Origin of the sequence: Kitasatospora sp. NPDC002965 (genome assembly GCF_040611255.1) — a bacterium.
Taxonomy (GTDB): Bacteria; Actinomycetota; Actinomycetes; order Streptomycetales; family Streptomycetaceae; genus Kitasatospora.
In genome coordinates this window covers 1-17,820 of record NZ_JBEXNT010000167.1, presented here as the reverse complement: position 1 = coordinate 17,820, position 17,820 = coordinate 1, and the positions used below count along the sequence as shown (strand labels likewise).

Sequence of the window (17,820 nt, the reverse complement as noted above, 5' to 3'; positions counted from 1 at the left end):
GGGGGTTTGGGGGGGGGTGGTTTCCGGCCGGCGCCTCGCCCGGGCCCCCCCCCCCCCCCCCGACGGGATCAGAGCGCCGAGCGGATCCAGCCGTCGACCAGCGCGGTGAGGTCCTGGTCGGCCTGGCCGTGGTCGATCGCGTGGGTGCGGATCACGTCCCCGCCGCCCCCGAACAGCCCGCCGCGCTTGTCCGCCTCCAGGACCACCTCCACCCGGTGGGCGGTGGTGACGAAGCTGACCTCCAGCGAGTTGCAGGCGTGCGCGTACTGCGGCGCCGAGGAGTACTCGATCTCCTGGTAGAAGGGCAGCGTCTGAGCGGTGCCGCGGATGTGCCCGGCCTCCAGGTCGGCCGAGCGGAACCGGAAGCCGAGCTGGAGCAGCGACTCCAGGATGCGGCGCTGGGCCGGCAGCGGCTCGACCTCCAGCGGGTCGGAGTCGCCCTTGTCCAGCGCGCCCGCGATGTCGACCTCGGTCCGCACGCCCAGCTGCATGCCGTGGAGGCGCTGCCCCGCGATGGTGGTGACCGGCGTCTCCCACGGCACCTGGACGGCGAACGGGACGGACCGGTTCTCGCCCGGGGCCAGCTTCAGCGGCTGGGTCACCGAGAAGCGGGCGAACGGGTACAGCCCGGTGCTCTCGCCCTCCTCGTGCTCGACCTCCACCCGGGCGACCAGCGTCAGCGTGATCCCCCGGATGTCGGCCTCGACCGTCCCCCCGGTCAGCTCGACCGTCCCTTGCAGGGTCCCACCGGGCTGCACGACCGGCGTGGTCAGAACGGTGTCGACGCCGGGACCGCCGACGCCCAGGGCACCGAGCAGCTTCTTGAACACCATGCGGACGCTCTCCTCGAATCAGGGGTGTGGACCGGCTCCGTCATACCAGACCACCGGTAGGGCCGGCCTCAGTGGCGCTCGTCGTCGGAGCCGGCCGCCCGGCCGGGGCCGAACGCCGGACGCACGGTTCCACCGCCACGAGGGCAACCACCCGAGCGGCCGGGTACGTCATATCTTCGTCACGCCCGTTCGTCGTCGACACCAGGGGGAGCCTGGCGGACTCCGCGTCGAGGACGGCACGATCACGTATCCACCCGGCGCCAACTTCATGCCTGGAGGCCGTCCTTGATCGCCAGCACGCCCGTAGCGCGATGGTACTGGGGTGAACCCGGACACCGGACCGACCTGGTGGGCGAGGCCGTACGCCGGTTCGTCCTGGCCCTGCGGGCCCTCGACCGGCACCGGCTGGGCACCCCGTGCCTGGGGCGGGTGGCCGTGTCCGTTCCGCAGCCGGGTCGCCGGAACTTCCTGGTCCGGTCGGACTTCCGGGTCGGCGCACTCGCCGTGGTGGACTCGGGGGCTCCCGAGTCGCTGACGGCGCAGATCAAGGCGGCTCTCGCCCCCGGCGAGATCGGCACCGTCGAACTGTTCGCGTCCTGCGACGGCGTCGTGGAGACCGGCCGCGGCGCCCGGGCGGAGGAGGGGCTGTTCACCCTGGGGGCGGAGGCGTCCGAGGGGTTCTTCAACGTGGGACTCACGACGCACTCCGACGCCTGGCTGCCGTTCGACCTCCGCGGGCGCGGCCAGGACGCGGTGTTCGCCGCGAACGGCCCCCGCCTCGCCTCGGCCCTGGCGGAGATCTCCGCGGCACTGGGCCTGGAGGTCGACCCCGACGACGCGACCTGGTTCGCCGTTCCGACCGGGACGGGGGCCGAGAACCGGTTCGAGGACGCCGACGGTTCGCCCTCCGACGTGTGGGGGCGGTTCGAGATCCCCTACCGGAACGGGAACTCGAACCGGACCCCGCGCGACGGGACCTGATCGGACGGGCCGGGGCCGCACCGGGGACCCGGCCCGGCGGCTCCCGGCCCCGTCGCCGACCCCGGGCCCGAGGTCGCCGACCGCGCCGACCACGTCGGCCGCGCGACCTCGCGACCTCGCCGACCGGGTGTGCCGGTTCGGACGCAACGGTTCCCCCGGTGTTCATCCCCAGTTGTAGGATGACCGGGCAAGCAGTTGTAGGATGACCGATGACCGGCTCCCCCAGGGCAGCCGCAGACCGGGGAGGAACCGCCGTGACCAGTGCGAACAGCAGCAACGACACGCTGCAGACCGCCGGGCGGCGCTCCCTCGTGGACACCGCGATCGAGCAGCTGCGCGAGCAGCTGAGCTCCGGTGTCTGGCCGGTCGGGTCGCAGATCCCGACCGAACACGAACTCGCCGAGCGGCTGGGCGTCGGACGGAACACCGTCCGGGAGGCGATCCGGGTGCTGGCGCACGCGGGCATGCTGGTCTCCCGTCAGGGCGAGGGCACCTTCGTGCGCTCCACCAGTGACCCGGCGTCCGTCCTGCGCGGCGTCCAGCGCTCCGGCGTCCGCGACGTCCTGGAGGTCCGGGCCGCGCTGGAGGCCGAGGGCGCCCGGCTGGCCGCGCTGCGGCACACCCCCGAGGACATCGTCCGGATGCGGGCCGCGCTGGCCCGTGAGGTCGAGGTGATCGCGGCGCACCCCGAGCGGGCCGGCCGCGAGGCGACCGTCGAGCACGACCTGGAGTTCCACACCGCCGTCGTCGAGGCCGCGCACAACCCGGCGCTGGCCGAGGTGTACCGCTACTTCGGTGCCTCGGTGCGCGAGTCGATGCGGACGGCGTTCGGCGACCACGAGATGCCGGAGGTGGTCGTCGCCACCCACGAGGCGCTGGTGGACGCGATCGAGAGCGGTGACCCGGACCGCGCCGAAGCGGCCTGTCGCGCGCTGCTCGCCGAGCCGACCGCGGCCGTCGAGCAGCTCCTCGCCGCCATCGCGGCCCGGAAGTAAGCGGCCCCGAGCCCCTCCGCGCCCGCCCCTTCCGCCCTCCGCGTTCCCGCCCCTCGGCATCCCGCCCTTCGGCATTCCCGGAACCGTTTCCCGAAAGAGCAGCACGCCCCATGGCCGTCACCCGTGCCCAGCAGCCGGTGGTCACCACCTCCTCCGCGCTCCCCGTCCGCAGCCGGCTGGCCCACCCCGCGCTGCTGCTGACCGGCATCCTGCTGGTCGCCCTGAACATGCGCGCCTGCCTGGCGGCGGTGTCCCCGATGGTCGGCGAGATCCAGCGCACCTTCGGGCTGTCCGCCACCGCGAGCGGTCTGATCACCACCGTGCCGGTGCTCTTCCAGGGCGTCGGCGCGCCGCTCACCCCCCGGCTGACCCGGCGGTTCGGCACCGAGCGGGTGGTGCTGGGCGCGGTGCTCGTGCTCGGCGCGGGCGTGCTGCTGCGGGTGCTGCCCTCGGTGTCCGCGCTGTACGCCGGGTGCGTGGTGATCGGTGTGGCCATCGCCGTGCTGAACGTCTCCATGCCCGGCCTGGTCAAGCGTGAGTTCCCCGGGAGGGCCGCCGCGATGACCGGCGTCTACTCGACCACCATGCTGGTCGGCGCGACGCTCGCGGCCGGAACGTCGGTGCCGTTGGAGCACGTGCTCGGAGGCGGGTGGCAGGCCTCGCTCGGCGCCTGGTCGCTGCTCGCCCTGGTCGCCGCGGTGGCCTGGCTGCCGCAGGTGCTGCGGGCGCGGGCCGGCCGGACGGCCGCCGCCCCGACGGGTCCCTCGGCGGTGACGGCGACCGCGAGGGCGACCGCGACGGCGACCACGACCGCGACGGCTGCGACCGGCCCGGCTTCGGCGAACCGGCCGATCGAGGGAATCTGGCGCTCGCCGCTGGCCTGGCAGATCAGCCTCTTCATGGGCATCTCGTCGCTGCTGGTCTACACCCTGGTCGCCTGGATGCCGACCATCCTGGCCGACCAGGGGATGGACCGCGGCGAGGCCGGCCTGGTCTTCGCCTACTCCAACCTGGTGCAGGTGGTCGGTGCCTTCCTCGTCCCGCTGATGGCCGGCCGGATGACCAGCCAGCGGGCGCTCGCCCTCGTGATGGCCGTGCTGAACGGGGTCGGCATCGCCGTCCTGCTGATCGCGCCGGTGCCGGGCGCGTGGGTGGCGGCCACCATCCTGGGCGTCGCCCAGGGCGGTTCGCTCGGCCTCGGGCTCGCCTTCATCGTGCTGCGGACCGACAGTGTCGCCGGAGCCGCCCAGCTGGGCGGGATGTCGCAGGCGATCGGCTACCTGGTCGCCGCGGCCGGTCCGGTCGGTGCCGGCGCCCTGCGCCAGCTGACCGGCGGCTGGACCGTGCCGCTGGCGCTGATGCTGGTGCTGGTCACCGTGGTCGCCGCCGCCGGCTGGGGCGCCGGACGCAACCGCACGCTCTGAGGCGACCGCACGGTCCGCGACGGCGGCCGCACGAGGGTCGGCCCCGGCAGCTGCTGCCGGGGCCGACCCTGTCCTCGCTCCGCTTCCGTCGCTCCGCCCGGCCCGGGGCCTGGCGTGCGTCGCCCTCCCGGGGCTACTCCTCGCTCGCCAGGGTCAGCCCGGCCAGCCGCACCGAGGCGAACACCGCCGCCGCCACGGTGGCCACCAGCAGCAGCGGCACGGCCACGCCGAGCGCCACGTCCGCGGTGATCGCGCCCTCCTCGGCCACCGCCTTGGCCACCGACAGCCCCCACTGCTGGACGCTGAGCGTCCGCGCGCCCTCGACGAAGTTGCCGATCAGCGACTCCCAGACCAGCGCGTACGCCAGGCCGGCCACCACCGCGTGCCGGGTGACCACGCCGAGCAGCAGGAACAGCGAGCTGTACGCGGCCCCGGCCACCAGCGTGGCCACGGTGTAGCCGACCGCCAGGCCGTCCCGGGTGCCGTACAGCAGCAGCCCGGCGAGCAGCGTCGGGACGGCCGCGAAGACCCAGGTGGTACCGATCGCCACCACCAGCTTGGTGGTGATGATCTTCCAGCGGGGCAGCGGCTTCGCCAGCAGGTAGACGATCGAACCGTCGTCGATCTCGGTGGCGATGGCGCCGGTGCCGACGACCAGGCCGAGGATCGGCAGCAGGGTGCCGAGGCCGAGCTGGCCGAGGATCTTGACGGTCAGGTCGTGCTTGTCCCCGCTGGCGCCGGCGGCGATCACCGAGACGAGCAGCAGCAGGGCGGGGACCACCAGCAGCAGCAAGCCGCGGCGGCGGCCCAGCAGGCCGCGCAGCGTCAGCCTGGCGACGGTCGGGTTCATGGTGGGTCGGCCTTCCTGGGGTCCGTGTGGGTCCGGTTCGGCGAGCGGTTCGGCGAGCGGTTCCGGTTCACGCGTCCGGAGCCGGGTGCGGCTGTGCGTGCGGCGCGTACGTGCGGCTGTGCGGGCGACTGTGCGTGCGGCTCCGGGCCGGTACGCCGGGGGCTAGGCGGAGACGAGGTACGAGAAGACGCTCTCCAGCGACTCGTCCGCGGGCGCCACGGTGTACAGCCGGATGCCCGCCTGCTGGGCGACCTTCGGCAACAGGGTGGTGAACCCCTGGAAGTTCACCGCCTGGATGCGCAGCGCCTTCTCCTGGAGGTCGAGCTCGATGCCGGCCGTCGACGGGTCGGCGATGAGCGCCGACGCCAGCCGGCGGTCGTCGCTGGAGCGGACCAGGTAGCGGTGCGGGCGGTCGGTCATCAGCCGGCGGATCTTCCGGAAGTCGCCGGAGGCGGCGTGCCGCCCGGCCACGACGACCTCGATGTGCCGGGCCAGCTGCTCGACCTCCTCCAGGATGTGCGAGGAGAACAGCACCGTGCGGCCGTCCGCCCCGAACCGGCGCAGCAGCTCCATCAGCTGGAGCCGCTGCCGCGGGTCCATCCCGTTGAACGGTTCGTCGAGCAGCAGCACGGCGGGGTCGTGGACCAGGGCCGACGCCATCTTGACGCGCTGCTTCATGCCCTTGGAGTAGGTGCCGGTCTTCCGCTCCTGCGCGTACTCCATCTCGACCAGGGCCAGCGCCTTGCGGGCGGCCGCACCCGGGTGGGGGAGTCCGTGCAGTTCGGCGTTGGCGAGCACGAACTCCCAACCGGTGAGGTAGTCGTACATCGACTCCCTCTCGGGGACGAGCCCGATCTGGCGGTACACCTCCTGGTTGCGCCAGATCGGCGCGCCGTCCAGGGTGACCGCCCCGGTGGAGGGAGCGAGGAATCCGCTCATCATGTGGATGAGGGTCGACTTCCCGGCACCGTTGGGACCGAGCAGACCCGTGACACCGGGACCGATCGCCATGCTGACGTCGTTGACGGCGACCACGTTCCCGAACCAGCGGGAAACCTTGTCGATGGTGATGGTGGCCATGGCGCCCTCTCAGATACTCGGTTGATCAGATGCCGCGGTAGCGGCGCAGCAGCAGCCGGTACGAACCCGCGACCATCACGGCGGCGACGGCGACGAAGACGACCACACCCAGCCCGCCCGGCGCGTGCAGCCGCTCGGGACCGCTGCCGAGGTCGAACACCTGGTTGGTCAGGCTCTCCACGAGCGCTCCCGGAGAGAGCAGCGCGGCCCACTGCGCGGAGTCCGAGGCCCCTCCGTCGGCGGTGGTGCCGCTGATCCCGATCACGATCGCGACGACCACCGTGCTCACCGCCAGGTAGCCCATGATCGCGGCCACCCCGAAGCCGCGCCGCGGCGTGGCGGCGGCGATGACCACCGCGATCGAGGTCGGCACCAGCGCGTACAGGACCGCCGCGGTCAAGCCGTACAGGAAGTGCTCGGTCTCGTGGCCGAAGCTCAGCCCGCTCAGCAGCGCACCGACGTACAGCACCAGCAACGGCACCAGCATCAGCAGCAGTTGGGCGCAGACCATCGCGGCGTACTTGGCCCGGACGTAGTCGGCGCGGGTGATCGGGCGGGAGAAGTACAGCGGCACGGTGTGGTGCCGGAGGTCCCGCGAGAACAGCACCGGCGCCTGCGAGGCGAGGAAGATCGAGACGACCAGCCCGACCCCGCTCAGGTACTCCGCGTAGTCCATCGACAGCTTGTCCTGCTTGGCCACGACGGTGATCACGACGATCATCACGGCGGGCACGGCGGCCGCGCCCAGCACGAGCATCGGCAGCACCTTGGACTTGCCCGACCGCCCGAGTCCGTACGCGGCGCGCAGGCTCTGGGTGAACAGCGAGCGCGTGGCGTACGCCCGGCCCAGCCGGGGGCCTGCGTAGCCCCGGTAACCGATGTCGTGGATGACTCCGGTGTCGGTCGGCCTGGTGTCAGGAGACAGCGACATCTGCGGTACCCCCCTCGTTCTGCCGGCGGTCGCCGCCGGCCGGTGCCCTGTCCGCGCCGCCGTCCGCATCGCCGTCGGCGCCACTGCCCGCGCCGCCGTCCGTGAACAGCTCGGCCACCCGGTGGCGGCGCTGCTCCAGCCGGACCAGCCCCAGGCCGAGGCCCGCGACCGCGTCCCGGATGGTGTCGTACGTGTCGTCACCGGCCAGCCGGACCAACAGGATCCGCGACCCCTCCGTCTCCACCGCGAGCCCGGCCGCGGCCAGCCGCGCGCGCACGGCGGCGCTCGCGTCCAGCCCCGCGTCCTGCGGGTGGTCGGTCACCTCGACCGCCAGGGTGGCCGTCGCACCGGTGAAGGAGGCCGTCGACGAGGACCGCAGCAGCTTGCCGCCGTCGATGATCACCAGGTGGTCGCAGGTCCGCTCCAGCTCACCCAGCAGGTGGGTGGTGACCAGCACCGAGATGCCGAAGTCGGTGTGCACGCGGCGGATCAGCGCCAGCATGTCGTCCCGGCCGACCGGGTCCAGCCCGTTGGTGGGCTCGTCCAGCAGCACCAGCTTCGGGTCGTGCACCAGCGCCTGCGCCAGCTTGACCCGCTGCTTCATGCCCGTCGAGTACCCGCCCATCGGCCGGTAGCGCTCCTCGTACAGCCCGACGTGCCGCAGCGTGTCCGCCGTCCGCTCGCGCGCCGCGGCGGCGGGCAGCCCCGCCATCCGCGCCATGTGCACCACGAACTCGGTGGCCGACACGTCCGGCGGCAGGCAGTCGTGCTCCGGCATGTAGCCGACCTGCTCGCGGATCTCCGAGCCCTGGGTGGCGATGTCGAGACCGAGCACCTGCCCGGTCCCCGAGGTCGCCGGGGCAAGCCCGAGCAGGATCTTGATGAGTGTGGACTTGCCCGCCCCGTTCGCCCCCACCAGACCGACCACCCCGGGCTCAACCTCTACGGTGAGCTGATCGAGGGCGGTGACCCGGGGGAACCTCTTGGTGAGGCCGTCCGTCTTGATGACAGTGGACACGTGGCCCAACGTAGTGCGCACCCGCCACCGGGGCCATGAGCTCCGATGACGAGCCTGTCTGCTGCTGCGGTATGACACCCGGGCCGTCGTCCCCTAGGGGATCCGCGCGGACCCCGCCCGCGGAGCCACCGGCCGGCTCCCCCGGCACGCGGGATCGGCCGGTGGCCGTCGGGTCCTGCGGACGCGCGGTCAGCCGAGCTGGGCGAGGCCCTCGGTGGCGATCCGCTCGAACACCGCCGGGTCGTTCTCGAAGATCGAGTCCGGCACCGGCCAGTGGATCACCAGCTCGGTGATCCCCAGCTCCCGGTACCTGCCCGCCCAGTCGACGAAGGCGTCCACCGAGGCCAGCGGCTTCTCCGCCGTGGACCCCTGGAGCAGCACCTTCTCCAGCTCACCGGCGTCCCGCCCGGCCGCCGCGCAGGCCGCCCGGAGCTTCTCGACCTGCGCGGCGATCACGGCCGGCGCCTGCTCCACCGGCACCTCCGCCGGCCCGCGCGGGTCCCCGTACGTCACCCAGCCCTGCCCGTACTCCGCCGCCAGCCTCAGCCCGCGCGGTCCGGTCGCCGCCACGTAGAACGGCACCCGCGGCGTCTGCACGCAGCCGGGGATGTTCCGCGCCTCGACCGCCGAGTAGTACGTACCCTCGCGGGTCGTGGCATCGGTGCGCAGCAGCTCGTCCAGCAGCGGCAGGAACTCCCCGAACCGGTCCGCCCGCTCCCGCGGCGACCACGCCTCCTGGCCGGTCGCCGTCGCGTCGAAGCCGGTCCCGCCGGCCCCGATCCCCACGGTCAGCCGCCCGCCCGAGACGTCGTCGACCGTGATCAGCTCCTTCGCCAGCGTCACCGGATGCCGGAAGTTCGGCGAGGTGACCAGCGTGCCGAGGCGGATCCGCTCGGTCGCCGTGGCCGCCGCCGTCAGCGTCGGCACCGCCCCGAACCACGGCTCGTCCCGGAACGACCGCCACGACAGGTGGTCATAGGTGTACGCGGCATGGAACCCGAGGTCCTCGGCCCGCCGCCAGATCTTCTGTCCTTCGGCCCACCGGTGGATGGGCAGGATCACCGTGCTCAAGCGCATGGCAACGACCCTACGGCCCGATGCACCGCCCACGCGGGCGCATATCGCAGCATGCTCTCTTTGTGGCTGCCACCACACGTATCACCGTCACCCTCCCGACAGAACAGGTGAACGAGCTGAGAAGGCTCACCGACAACGTCTCCGGGTACGTCGCGGAGGCAGTCGCCCGCCGGATTCGCCACCAACTGCTCGCGGACGACCTCCGCCGCTACCAGGTCGACCAGGGCGCCTTCACCGACGAGGAGCTGTCCGAAGCGCACGCCAGGATCTTCGGCTCCGCAGGGTCGACGGGCTCGGCGGGCGCCGCGTGACCGAACGCTTCGAGACGGTCGTGCTGGACTCCGAGGGACTGTCCTCGTGGATCACCCAGGACCGCGGCGTGTTGGCGATGCTTCAGGTCTTCCACACCAGGGGAGCCGACTTCGTGGTCGGCGCGAACACGATCGTCGAAGTCACGCACGCCCGGGTGAACGAAGCCCGGCTGAACCGGACGCTCTCCCGGGTCAAGGTCGAGGCGGTCACCGATCAGGCCGCACGGGCCTCGGCCAGGCTGCTGAAGCAGGCCGGACTGCACGGACACGAGTACGCGATCGACGCGACCGTGGCAGAGATGGCGCTGCGGCAACCGGGGCCGGTAGCCATGCTCACCTCCGACGTCGACGACATGGCCAGGCTCTGCGGCCCCCGCGTGCGACTCATCGCCATCTGAGGCCGGGCGGGACTTCGGACCCTCCCGACGGGTTCTCCCGCAGTTCAGGCTGTGGCGGGTGAGAAAGGCTGCGGGCCGGACGCTCCGCCGCACTCACACATCATGTACTACACTTCTGCTATGGACACGCCTCGCCCCGGCAAGACCCGAGTCACCAGCGTCTCCCTGCAAGCCGAGACCTTGGAGGCGATTCGCGCGCGCGCCGGCAAGCAGGGCGTCTCCTCCTACATCGAGGAGGCTGTGCAGCGGCAGCTCCAGCGCGAGGCCATCGACGAGTTCATCGCAGCCTCCGAGGCCGAGCACGGTCCGGTCGACGCGGCCGACGTGGCGGCCAAGGCCGAACGCATCCGCGCGCACCATGCCGCTCACCGCGCGGACACCGCCCCGGCGGACGCCGCGTGAGTGGCACCCTCGTGCTCGACAGCGAGGCACTGTCCAAGCTCTCCCGCCGGCAGCGCGACATGACCGCTTGGCTGGACGTCGCGCGAACGCTGGACCTCCTGGTCGTGACGAGCGCGGCCACACTGGTCGAAGCACGCGACCCCAAGGTGCCCCAGGCGGCGTTCGACCACGCCGTGTCCCTGGCCAAGGTGCGGCCGATCACGGAAGAGATCGCACGGGCGGCGAGCAAGCTGCTCGCGTCCGAGGGGCTGCACGGCCACAAGTACGCCATCGACGCGATGCTGGCAGCGACCGCGCACCTCGAACACGGCGATGTGACGATCGTGACCAGTGACCCCGAGGACCTGCGCCGACTGTGTCGCCGCCGCATCGCGATCGAGCCGATCTGACGTCTTCCCACCCGGTTGTGCGACTCCGACCGTGCGAGGCCGGACGCCGGTCTCGATGTGCCATCACCTCATGGCGCCGACATCGCCCTTGGGGACTTGACTCGGCCTACCGATGGCGCGGTCTCACGAGCTCTGTGACCGAAGCGCCGACCGGGCGGCCATCTGCCCTTCGGCCCACCGGTGGACGGGGAGGACAGCGCTACTCAAGCGCATGGGATGACGATACGCGCGCGGATCGGCGCACTTTCGGACTGCGCGCGAGAGCGCCCGGGCAGATCGGCTAGCGTGCCGCCATGGGCACGTTGAGCAGGCGAGAACTCGCCTCACTGGTCGACGAGGCGACGGTCGACACCTACGACGAGCACGAGCAGGTAGTCGGAACCTCAAGACCGGGAGGGCTCGCATGACTGCTGTTGTACGGAGTGAGGACGAGGCGTCGTTGCGAGGTCTGATCGAGCGAAGTTCCGAACTCAAGGGCGACCTCGTCGTCTTCGCCCAGGGCGCGCGCTTCGACCGGTGGTTGACCCCCCTCCTGCTGGAGGCGGCGGGCCCCGAAGGGCAGTTGGACGAGGGCGCGTCGATCCGGATCATCGACCACTTCATCCTCCGGTACCGCTTGCCGGACGATTCGACCGTGGTGGACCGGTTCGTCGCCGGACGGCGGGACTTGACCGAGGCCGACCGGGCGATGCTGCTCGGCTGGCGTGACCCGGTCGAGGGCGTCTTCGAGGTCCGGTGCAAGGACGGGGACGCCGTCGTCCTGCTGAACCTGGTCGACGACCTGGAGTACCGCACGTACTCGAACGTCGGGCGGGCGGCGTTCCGGGGAGTGTCGAGGGGCGGGTTCCTCCTCGCGTGCGTGGTGCCCGTCCACTCGGCAGACGGGACGTGGCTGATCTCCGGGGCGATGTCGTACTACCCCAGGTCCAGCGCCGGCGAGATCGCCCGGGCCGCCCTGCAGTTGGCGACCGGCCACCCCGAACTGGTCTTCCGCAACCCCGAGAAGATCGAGCAGGGATGGGCGTCGATGCGGGAGGACCGGGCCGCGTTCATCTCGTTCTGCGGCAGCGACGAGCTGGTCCTTCCGCCGGCCGAGGTCGAAGAGCGGCTCGACGCCTACTACCGGCACCGCCAGGAGGCCGCCGTCGCCGAGCGGCCCGAGCGGGCCCGGGGCAGGCGGTTGCCGGGAATCGATCTGCCGGCCTTCTCACTGCCGCAAGCCCTCGCGGACTCGGACACGGTCGGCGTCATCTACGACGAGGTCGACGGACTCAATTTCTACGCCGACTACGGGATGCTGCGGAGCCTCTTCGGCGACCCGGCCCGCGCGGGTCGCCGTCAGTACCAGGACGTGCTGCGCGCCTACCTGCGCGAGGAGTCGATCGCGCCGCTGCCGATCCGCCGCTTGGCCGCTGCCCACCCGGAGACGGTCGACACGGTGTTCCGGAAGCTGCTGCGAAAGCCCGGGTTCACCTGGAGCGAGCACGGTGAGGACCTGTTGCGCCGACGCAAGCCCTGGTACTACGAGCGGGAGCCCCGTCCTGGCGTCTCAGTGATCGGCGAGCGCCTCGGCGAGCTCGCCGCCGGCACCGGACGGCAGAGGTTCACCAGGGCGCGGCGCCCCTCGACGCCCTCGTCGGGGTGAAATGCCGGCGAGCCCGATGCCAGTGCGACGTGAGGTGGTCGCCACCGCCGAGTCGGGCCTGCGGGGTCAGGGGTGGGGGCGCTGGGTGGGGAGGCGGACGGGGGTGGTCGGGGTACCGCGGCGGGCGAGGTCGGTGAGGGTCTCGAAGAGGATGTCGCCGATCAGGACCGGTTCGCGGGACGGCGACGGGTCCTCCTCGGGAGTGGTCGGTGGGCGCTCGTCTCGAAGCTGGCGAGTTGGCATGGCTCTTCCTGCCGACGGGGTGGCCGAGGAGAGTCCTGCCCGGTCAGCGGGGGCGGGACACCCCGGGAACAGGCGAATCGGCCGGAACTGGCGCAGCGGGGACCGAAACGTGGCCGCGCCGTGCGTGCTTACGGGGACCGAATACCGGCCGGGGGTATTCTCGGGCGCGTGACGGCAGACGGTGGGCGGGCGCGGGTGCGGGCGGGGGTGCGGCACGGGGCCGTGGCCCGGTCGCTGCTGCTCTGCGCGCTGCTCGCCGGGCTGTTCCTGATGCACGGCTCGCCGACGGCGGCCGGGGGCTGCCACGCGCCGGCCGTGCCCTCGGTGCCGACGGTCGCCGGGCACCACCACGCGCCGGACGCGCCCGACGGGCCGCCCGGGAGCGACCCCCGGGCGGCCGGGCCGCGAACGGCTCACGGGGACGCGCCGCAGGCGGCGTCCTGCGTCACCGCCCGCGACCGGGACGGCGCCGGGCTGCCCGCCTCCCCCCTGTCGGCCGGGGCGGCCGTCGTGCTGATCGCGCTGCGCCCGCCGGACGGGCCGCGCGGGCGGCGGGCCGACGGTCCGCGTGCTCCGCCCGCCGGACGGCGGCTGCTCTCCCAGGTGTGCGTCTCCCGGACCTGACCGGGCCCGCGCCGGGCTCCCCGTCGACGGGGCCCGGGCGCGCCGCGTCCTGCCCGCACACACCGGAAGACACCTCGAACGATGACTCACCACTCCCGTCCGCACGCCCACCCCCGCGCACGCGCCCTGGCGCTCGCCGCAGGCGCCGCCGCCCTGGCGGTCACGCTGACCGCCTGCGGCTCCGCCGCGACGAGCGGGACCGACCACGGCGGGGCGGCGCACGGCACCACCACGGCCGCCGCCGCCCCCACGGCCGGTACCACCCCCACGGCCGACACCGCCACCACCGGCGCCCACCAGGGCCACGGCGTGCCCGCCGTGCCGGAGCCGGCCGCCTCCTCCACCCCCACGACGGCCGCCCCGTCCGCCGAGCGGAACGGCTACCGCCTCACCTCCGACACCGGGACGCTCACTGCGGGGACCCCCGCCGCGTACCGGTTCGCCGTCACCGCGCCGGACGGCACCCGGCTCACCGCCTACCGGACCGAGCAGACCGAGCGGATGCACTTCTACGCCGTCCGGTCGGACCTGACCGGCTTCCAGCACCTCCACCCCGAGATGGCCGCCGACGGCACCTGGACCGCCCCGCTGGCCGCGCTCACCCCCGGCACCTGGCGGACGTACGCCTCGTTCGTCCCGGACAGCGGCCCCGGCAGCGGCAGCGGCCTGGTGCTCAGCCGGACGGTGACCGTCCCCGGCGAGGGCGCCGACGCCGCCGCCGGGCTGCCCGCCGCGACCGGCACCACGACGGTGGACGGGTACACCGTCACGGTCGAGGGCTCCCCGGTCGCGGGCAGGGCGGGCGAGCTGAAGGTGGCCTTCGCCAGGGACGGCGCCCCGGTCACCGACCTCCAGCCGTACCTGGAGACCTTCGCCCACCTGACCGCGTTCCGCGCCGGCGACCAGGCCTTCGCCCACCTCCACCCGGAGACGAGGGCGGAGGCGAACGGCACCGGCGGCCCGACGCTGACGTTCCACGCCGAGATGCCGGCCGCCGGGGACTGGCGGCTCTTCCTGCAGTTCCGGACCGGCGGGCAGCTGCACACCGCCGGCCTGACCCTCACCGTGGCGTAGCACCGCCGCGGCACCGCACGGCGCCACGGCGGCACGGCGGCACCCACCGCACGGCCGGACACCCGGACGCCGGGAGGTCACCGCGACGAGGGCCACATCGGCCCCCGCGCCGGTGACCTCCCGGCACCGGTGGGCGAAGATGGACCGGTGACCACACCGCGCACCGCTCCCCGGCTGATAGCCACCGACCTGGACGGCACCCTGCTCTGCTCGGGCGGAACCGTCACCGAGCGCACCGCCGCCGCCCTGGCAGCCGCGGAGGCGGCCGGGGTCCAGGTGGTGTTCGTGACCGGCCGCCCGCCGCGCTGGATGAAGCAGGTGAGCACGCACATCGGCGGCCACGGGGTGGCGATCTGCTCGAACGGCGGCGCGGTGGTGGACGTGCGGCGCGGCGAGCTGCTGGAGTCGTTCCCGCTGGCGGCCGAGGCCGCGCTCGCCGTGGTCGAGCGGCTGCGCAAGAAGCTCCCGGGCACCGCGTTCGCCTTCGAGTACCCGGCCGGGTTCGCCCGCGAGCCCGGGTACGAGGTCCGGATGTGGGGCCAGGACGAGAACCACCCGATCGGTCCGGCGGAGGAGCTGCTGGGCACGGGCGGGGCGGTGCAGGGGCTGTTCAAGCTGCTCGCCAAGCACCCGGACCTGGACCCGGACAAGCTGCTCGGCGAGGCCCGGGAGGCGGCCGGCCACCTGGCCGAGATCACCCGCTCGGCGCCGATCCCGCTGCTGGAGATCAGTGCGCCCGGCGTCACCAAGGCCAGCACGCTGGCTCGTTGGTGCGCGGCGCGCGGGATCGACCGGAGCGAGGTGGTGGCTTTCGGCGACATGCCGAACGACCTGGAGATGCTCGCCTGGGCCGGCACCGCGTACGCCGTGGCCAACGCCCATCCGCAGGTGCTGGCGGCGGTGCCGCTGCACACCGTGAGCAACGAGCAGGACGGTGTGGCGGCGGTGCTGGAGCAGCTGCTCGACCACCCCCGACGCTGACCCCGGCCCGGCCGTCCCCACCGCCGGCCCCGGCCACCGTCCCCGGCCACCGTCCCCGGCCCGCCGTGCGGTCGTCCGGGCCCCCGAACGACCGCACCGGCCGGCGGAAGGGGCCCGCCGGCCGGTGCACGAGCGACTCCCGCGGGAAGCCCCCGCAGGGGACTTCCGCAGGGCTCCGGGGGACTACCCGAAGCGCCCGTTGACGTAGTCCGAGGTCCGCTGGTCGCGCGGGTTCTGGAACACCTGCTCGGTCGGACCGGCCTCCACGATCCGGCCGGGCGTGTCGTGGGTGGCCAGGAAGAACGCGCAGGACTGCGAAACCCGCTGCGCCTGCTGCATGTTGTGGGTGACGATCACGATGGTGAGCCGCCCGCGCAGCTCCGCGATGGTCTCCTCGACGCGCCGGGTGGAGGTCGGGTCGAGCGCCGAGCACGGCTCGTCCATCAGCAGGATGTCCGGCGAGACGGCCAGCGACCGTGCGATGCAGAGGCGCTGCTGCTGTCCGCCGGAGAGCGAACCGCCGGGGGTGTGGAGCCGGCTGGCGACCTCGTCCCAGAGGCCGGCCCGGCGCAGGCTCGTCTCCACCAGGTGCTCGCGCTCGTCCCTGGCGACCTTGATGCCGGCCAGCTTCAGCCCGCTGGAGACGTTGTCCTGGATGGACATCGCCGGGAACGGGTTCGGCCGCTGGAACACCATGCCGATCCGGCGGCGGACCTCGGTCGGGCGCCGGCCGGGCCGGTAGACGTCGTCGCCGTCCAGCAGCACCTCGCCGGAGAGCGCGGCGCCGCGGATCATCTCGTGCATCCGGTTGAGGATGCGCAGGTAGGTGGACTTGCCGCAGCCGGACGGGCCGATCAGCGCGGTCACCTCACCGGCCGGCATGGCGAGCGAGACCCGCTCCAGCACCTTGTGGGAGCCGAACCAGGCGGAGACGTCACGGGTCTCCAGCCCGGCCAGCACGGGCTCCTCCCCGTAGGTCTCGTAGTGCGCGTCCTGCGGGTACAGCAGCTGCTGCCCCTCGTACCCGGCGTACGCGCCGGGGCCGGGCGGGACGGCGGGAAGGGTGATCGTGGTCTCGGACGGTCCGGCCCCCGTGGCCTGGCCGGGCGGTACGTCGGTCATCGGTGCATCCGTCATCGGTACGGTCCTCCGGGCGCGCGTCAGTAGAGGTTGGGCAGCAGGGCGGCGGCGTTCTCGTAGACCGCCCAGAGCAGCGCGCCGACCACCGGCGCGAGGCTGAGGTAGGCCGCCGAGCGGTGCCAGTACCGGGCCAGCACGATCGCGGCGACCACCGCGCCGAGCAGGCCGAGCGTCCACAGCTGCAGCGTGGCCAGCGCGCCCTTGTCGGCGGCCAGCGCCTTGTCGTAGGGCACGGTGCGGGGCCGGCCGCCCGGGTTGGCCTGCGGCTCGCCGTCCAGCCGGGCGCCGATCATCACCGTCGAACGCGGGATCCAGTCGGAGTCCCCGGTGACCAGCACCATCCGGTTGCGGGCCGGGTCCGCGATCGGGTGGTCCTCGTCGCCGTACACGTTGACGGTGTAGGTGAACTTGCCCTGCCCGGTGGTGGCTTCGATCTTGTCCCCGACCCGGAGCTTGGTCAGTTCGGCGAACGGCGCCCCGAAGGTCGCGCCGCGGCCGAAGAGCACCGCGACGCCGGTCTGCCCGGGCAGCGCGGTGTCCCGCCGGTGGCCGGGACCGCGCATGAGGTCCCGGCCGGTGGTGCCCTCCACCACGACCACGTGGTGCAGCCCGATCGCCGGGATGTCCAGCAGCGCGACCGGATCGCCGCTCCCGGCCGCGCCGGTCGGGGCGGTGGCCTTGGCCAGCTGGTCCCGGAAGGACTTGTAGGCGGTCGACTGGAAGTGCTTCTCCTGGACGTGCGAGAGGGTGAAGAGGTAGCCGACGAAGCCCAGGGTGAGCGCCGCCAGCAGGCTCACCGCCCAGGCCCCCTGGAGGAACCGGATCCGCCCTGCGGTCCGGCCGGGGCCGGACGGCCCGTCCGGTCCGTCCGGCTTGGGCGCGGTCCCGGGGGCGTCCGGCTCGACGGCCGGGGCCGGCGCGGGCTGCGCCGGGGCCGTCGGCTTCTCCAGCGCCGGGGCCGTCATGACCGGCCGCCGTTGTTCGCGCGACGGCGCAGCAGGCGCCGTCCGAGCAGCGGCGGGACGATGACCACGGCGAGCAGTTCGAGCGCGGTGAGGGTGCTCAGCGTCCAGTCCTCGGGGCGGCCGCCGACCTCCACGACGTTGGCCGCGACCTCGGTGGCGGCACCGCCGCGGCCGCGCGCGACCACCTGACCGGTCTGCGGGTCGACGACGTCCTCGGCCGCGGCCTCGCCGTCGGCCGGAGCGCCGTTCGGGTCGGCGGCCGCGGCGGGATCGCCGGGCGCGACCTCGCCCGTGCCGCCGGTGGCCGCCGCACCGCCGGTGGCCGCGGCGCCGCCGGCTGCCGCACCGCCCGCTGCCGCACCGCCCGCGCCGGTGGAGCCGGGCGTCTGGGTGTTGCCGGTCTTGCCGGTGCCGGCCTTGTTGCCGGTGGTCCCGGTGGAGCCGGTGGCGGGGGGGGCG

At 73.5% G+C, this 17,820-nt stretch carries 20 protein-coding genes and 1 pseudogene; 11 read left to right on the top strand and 10 right to left on the bottom strand.

Annotated features, from left to right (window positions below; all coding sequences use genetic code 11):
• Positions 1-68: 68 nt before the first annotated feature.
• Complete coding sequence (locus tag ABZY91_RS37490; protein WP_329949685.1) at positions 69-833, bottom strand: sporulation protein; 765 nt, start codon at positions 831-833, stop codon at positions 69-71.
• 285 nt (positions 834-1,118) lie between these two features.
• Between ABZY91_RS37490 and ABZY91_RS37485 the strand changes: the two genes are divergently transcribed.
• The 3 genes from ABZY91_RS37485 to ABZY91_RS37475 all read left to right on the top strand — a co-directional run bounded on the left by ABZY91_RS37485 (position 1,119) and on the right by ABZY91_RS37475 (position 4,233).
• A complete protein-coding gene (locus ABZY91_RS37485; RefSeq protein WP_355408163.1) occupies positions 1,119-1,814 on the top strand; it encodes a hypothetical protein in 696 nt (231 codons plus the stop codon).
• Positions 1,815-2,068: 254 nt separating this feature from the next.
• On the top strand, positions 2,069-2,809 hold the full coding sequence (locus tag ABZY91_RS37480; protein WP_329884694.1) for a FadR/GntR family transcriptional regulator: 741 nt from the start codon (positions 2,069-2,071) through the stop codon (positions 2,807-2,809).
• 110 nt (positions 2,810-2,919) lie between these two features.
• A complete protein-coding gene (locus tag ABZY91_RS37475; protein ID WP_355408161.1) occupies positions 2,920-4,233 on the top strand; it encodes an MFS transporter in 1,314 nt (437 codons plus the stop codon).
• A 133-nt stretch (positions 4,234-4,366) separates the two neighbouring features.
• Here ABZY91_RS37475 and ABZY91_RS37470 read toward each other — a convergent pair whose 3' ends face one another.
• The 5 genes from ABZY91_RS37470 to ABZY91_RS37450 all read right to left on the bottom strand — a co-directional run bounded on the left by ABZY91_RS37470 (position 4,367) and on the right by ABZY91_RS37450 (position 9,189).
• Positions 4,367-5,083, bottom strand: coding sequence for an ABC transporter permease (locus tag ABZY91_RS37470; protein WP_355408159.1), 717 nt, complete (start codon positions 5,081-5,083; stop codon positions 4,367-4,369).
• A gap of 162 nt (positions 5,084-5,245) precedes the next feature.
• A complete protein-coding gene (locus ABZY91_RS37465) occupies positions 5,246-6,163 on the bottom strand; it encodes an ABC transporter ATP-binding protein (RefSeq protein WP_329884697.1) in 918 nt (305 codons plus the stop codon).
• A 25-nt stretch (positions 6,164-6,188) separates the two neighbouring features.
• Positions 6,189-7,094, bottom strand: coding sequence for an ABC-2 transporter permease (locus ABZY91_RS37460; RefSeq protein ID WP_355408157.1), 906 nt, complete (start codon positions 7,092-7,094; stop codon positions 6,189-6,191).
• Entirely contained in the window at positions 7,078-8,112 is a 1,035-nt protein-coding gene (locus tag ABZY91_RS37455; protein ID WP_355408155.1) for an ABC transporter ATP-binding protein, read from the bottom strand. Before ABZY91_RS37455 ends, ABZY91_RS37460 begins: the two co-directional genes overlap by 17 nt.
• Before the next feature lie 189 nt (positions 8,113-8,301).
• Positions 8,302-9,189 (bottom strand): LLM class flavin-dependent oxidoreductase, encoded by an 888-nt coding sequence (locus tag ABZY91_RS37450; protein WP_355408153.1) that lies wholly within the window; start codon positions 9,187-9,189, stop codon positions 8,302-8,304.
• Between the two features lie 62 nt (positions 9,190-9,251).
• Here ABZY91_RS37450 and ABZY91_RS37445 point away from each other — a divergent pair, with 62 nt between their 5' ends.
• The 5 genes from ABZY91_RS37445 (at position 9,252) to ABZY91_RS37425 (ending at position 12,334) form a co-directional block, all read left to right on the top strand.
• Positions 9,252-9,500 carry a hypothetical protein gene (locus ABZY91_RS37445; protein ID WP_355408151.1) on the top strand — a complete coding sequence of 83 codons (249 nt, stop codon included), beginning with the start codon at positions 9,252-9,254 and terminating at the stop codon, positions 9,498-9,500.
• Complete coding sequence (locus tag ABZY91_RS37440; RefSeq protein ID WP_355408149.1) at positions 9,497-9,898, top strand: DNA-binding protein; 402 nt, start codon at positions 9,497-9,499, stop codon at positions 9,896-9,898. The genes ABZY91_RS37445 and ABZY91_RS37440 overlap by 4 nt, the downstream gene beginning before the upstream one ends.
• Before the next feature lie 120 nt (positions 9,899-10,018).
• Complete coding sequence (locus ABZY91_RS37435) at positions 10,019-10,300, top strand: hypothetical protein (RefSeq protein WP_329949674.1); 282 nt, start codon at positions 10,019-10,021, stop codon at positions 10,298-10,300.
• Entirely contained in the window at positions 10,297-10,689 is a 393-nt protein-coding gene (locus tag ABZY91_RS37430; protein ID WP_355408146.1) for a PIN domain-containing protein, read from the top strand. Before ABZY91_RS37435 ends, ABZY91_RS37430 begins: the two co-directional genes overlap by 4 nt.
• 403 nt (positions 10,690-11,092) lie before the next feature.
• Entirely contained in the window at positions 11,093-12,334 is a 1,242-nt protein-coding gene (locus tag ABZY91_RS37425; protein WP_355408144.1) for a hypothetical protein, read from the top strand.
• Positions 12,335-12,400: 66 nt separating this feature from the next.
• Here the strand turns inward: ABZY91_RS37425 and ABZY91_RS37420 are convergent, their stop codons facing one another.
• Positions 12,401-12,577 (bottom strand): hypothetical protein, encoded by a 177-nt coding sequence (locus ABZY91_RS37420; protein ID WP_355408142.1) that lies wholly within the window; start codon positions 12,575-12,577, stop codon positions 12,401-12,403.
• A gap of 168 nt (positions 12,578-12,745) precedes the next feature.
• Here ABZY91_RS37420 and ABZY91_RS37415 point away from each other — a divergent pair, with 168 nt between their 5' ends.
• The 3 genes from ABZY91_RS37415 (at position 12,746) to ABZY91_RS37405 (ending at position 15,256) form a co-directional block, all read left to right on the top strand.
• Entirely contained in the window at positions 12,746-13,201 is a 456-nt protein-coding gene (locus ABZY91_RS37415) for a hypothetical protein (protein WP_355408140.1), read from the top strand.
• A gap of 81 nt (positions 13,202-13,282) precedes the next feature.
• A complete protein-coding gene (locus ABZY91_RS37410; RefSeq protein ID WP_355408138.1) occupies positions 13,283-14,275 on the top strand; it encodes a hypothetical protein in 993 nt (330 codons plus the stop codon).
• 147 nt (positions 14,276-14,422) lie between these two features.
• Positions 14,423-15,256 (top strand): Cof-type HAD-IIB family hydrolase, encoded by an 834-nt coding sequence (locus ABZY91_RS37405; RefSeq protein ID WP_329884709.1) that lies wholly within the window; start codon positions 14,423-14,425, stop codon positions 15,254-15,256.
• A 183-nt stretch (positions 15,257-15,439) separates the two neighbouring features.
• Here the strand turns inward: ABZY91_RS37405 and ABZY91_RS37400 are convergent, their stop codons facing one another.
• The 3 genes and pseudogenes from ABZY91_RS37400 to ABZY91_RS37390 form a co-directional block, all read right to left on the bottom strand.
• Positions 15,440-16,216: a phosphate ABC transporter ATP-binding protein gene (locus ABZY91_RS37400; protein WP_329884993.1), complete on the bottom strand. Its 777-nt coding sequence runs from the start codon at positions 16,214-16,216 to the stop codon at positions 15,440-15,442.
• Positions 16,217-16,416: 200 nt separating this feature from the next.
• A complete protein-coding gene (locus tag ABZY91_RS37395; protein ID WP_355408136.1) occupies positions 16,417-17,361 on the bottom strand; it encodes a class E sortase in 945 nt (314 codons plus the stop codon).
• Positions 17,358-17,820: pseudogene (locus tag ABZY91_RS37390) on the bottom strand (hypothetical protein); the annotation flags it as partial. The gene ABZY91_RS37395 and the pseudogene ABZY91_RS37390, both read right to left, overlap by 4 nt.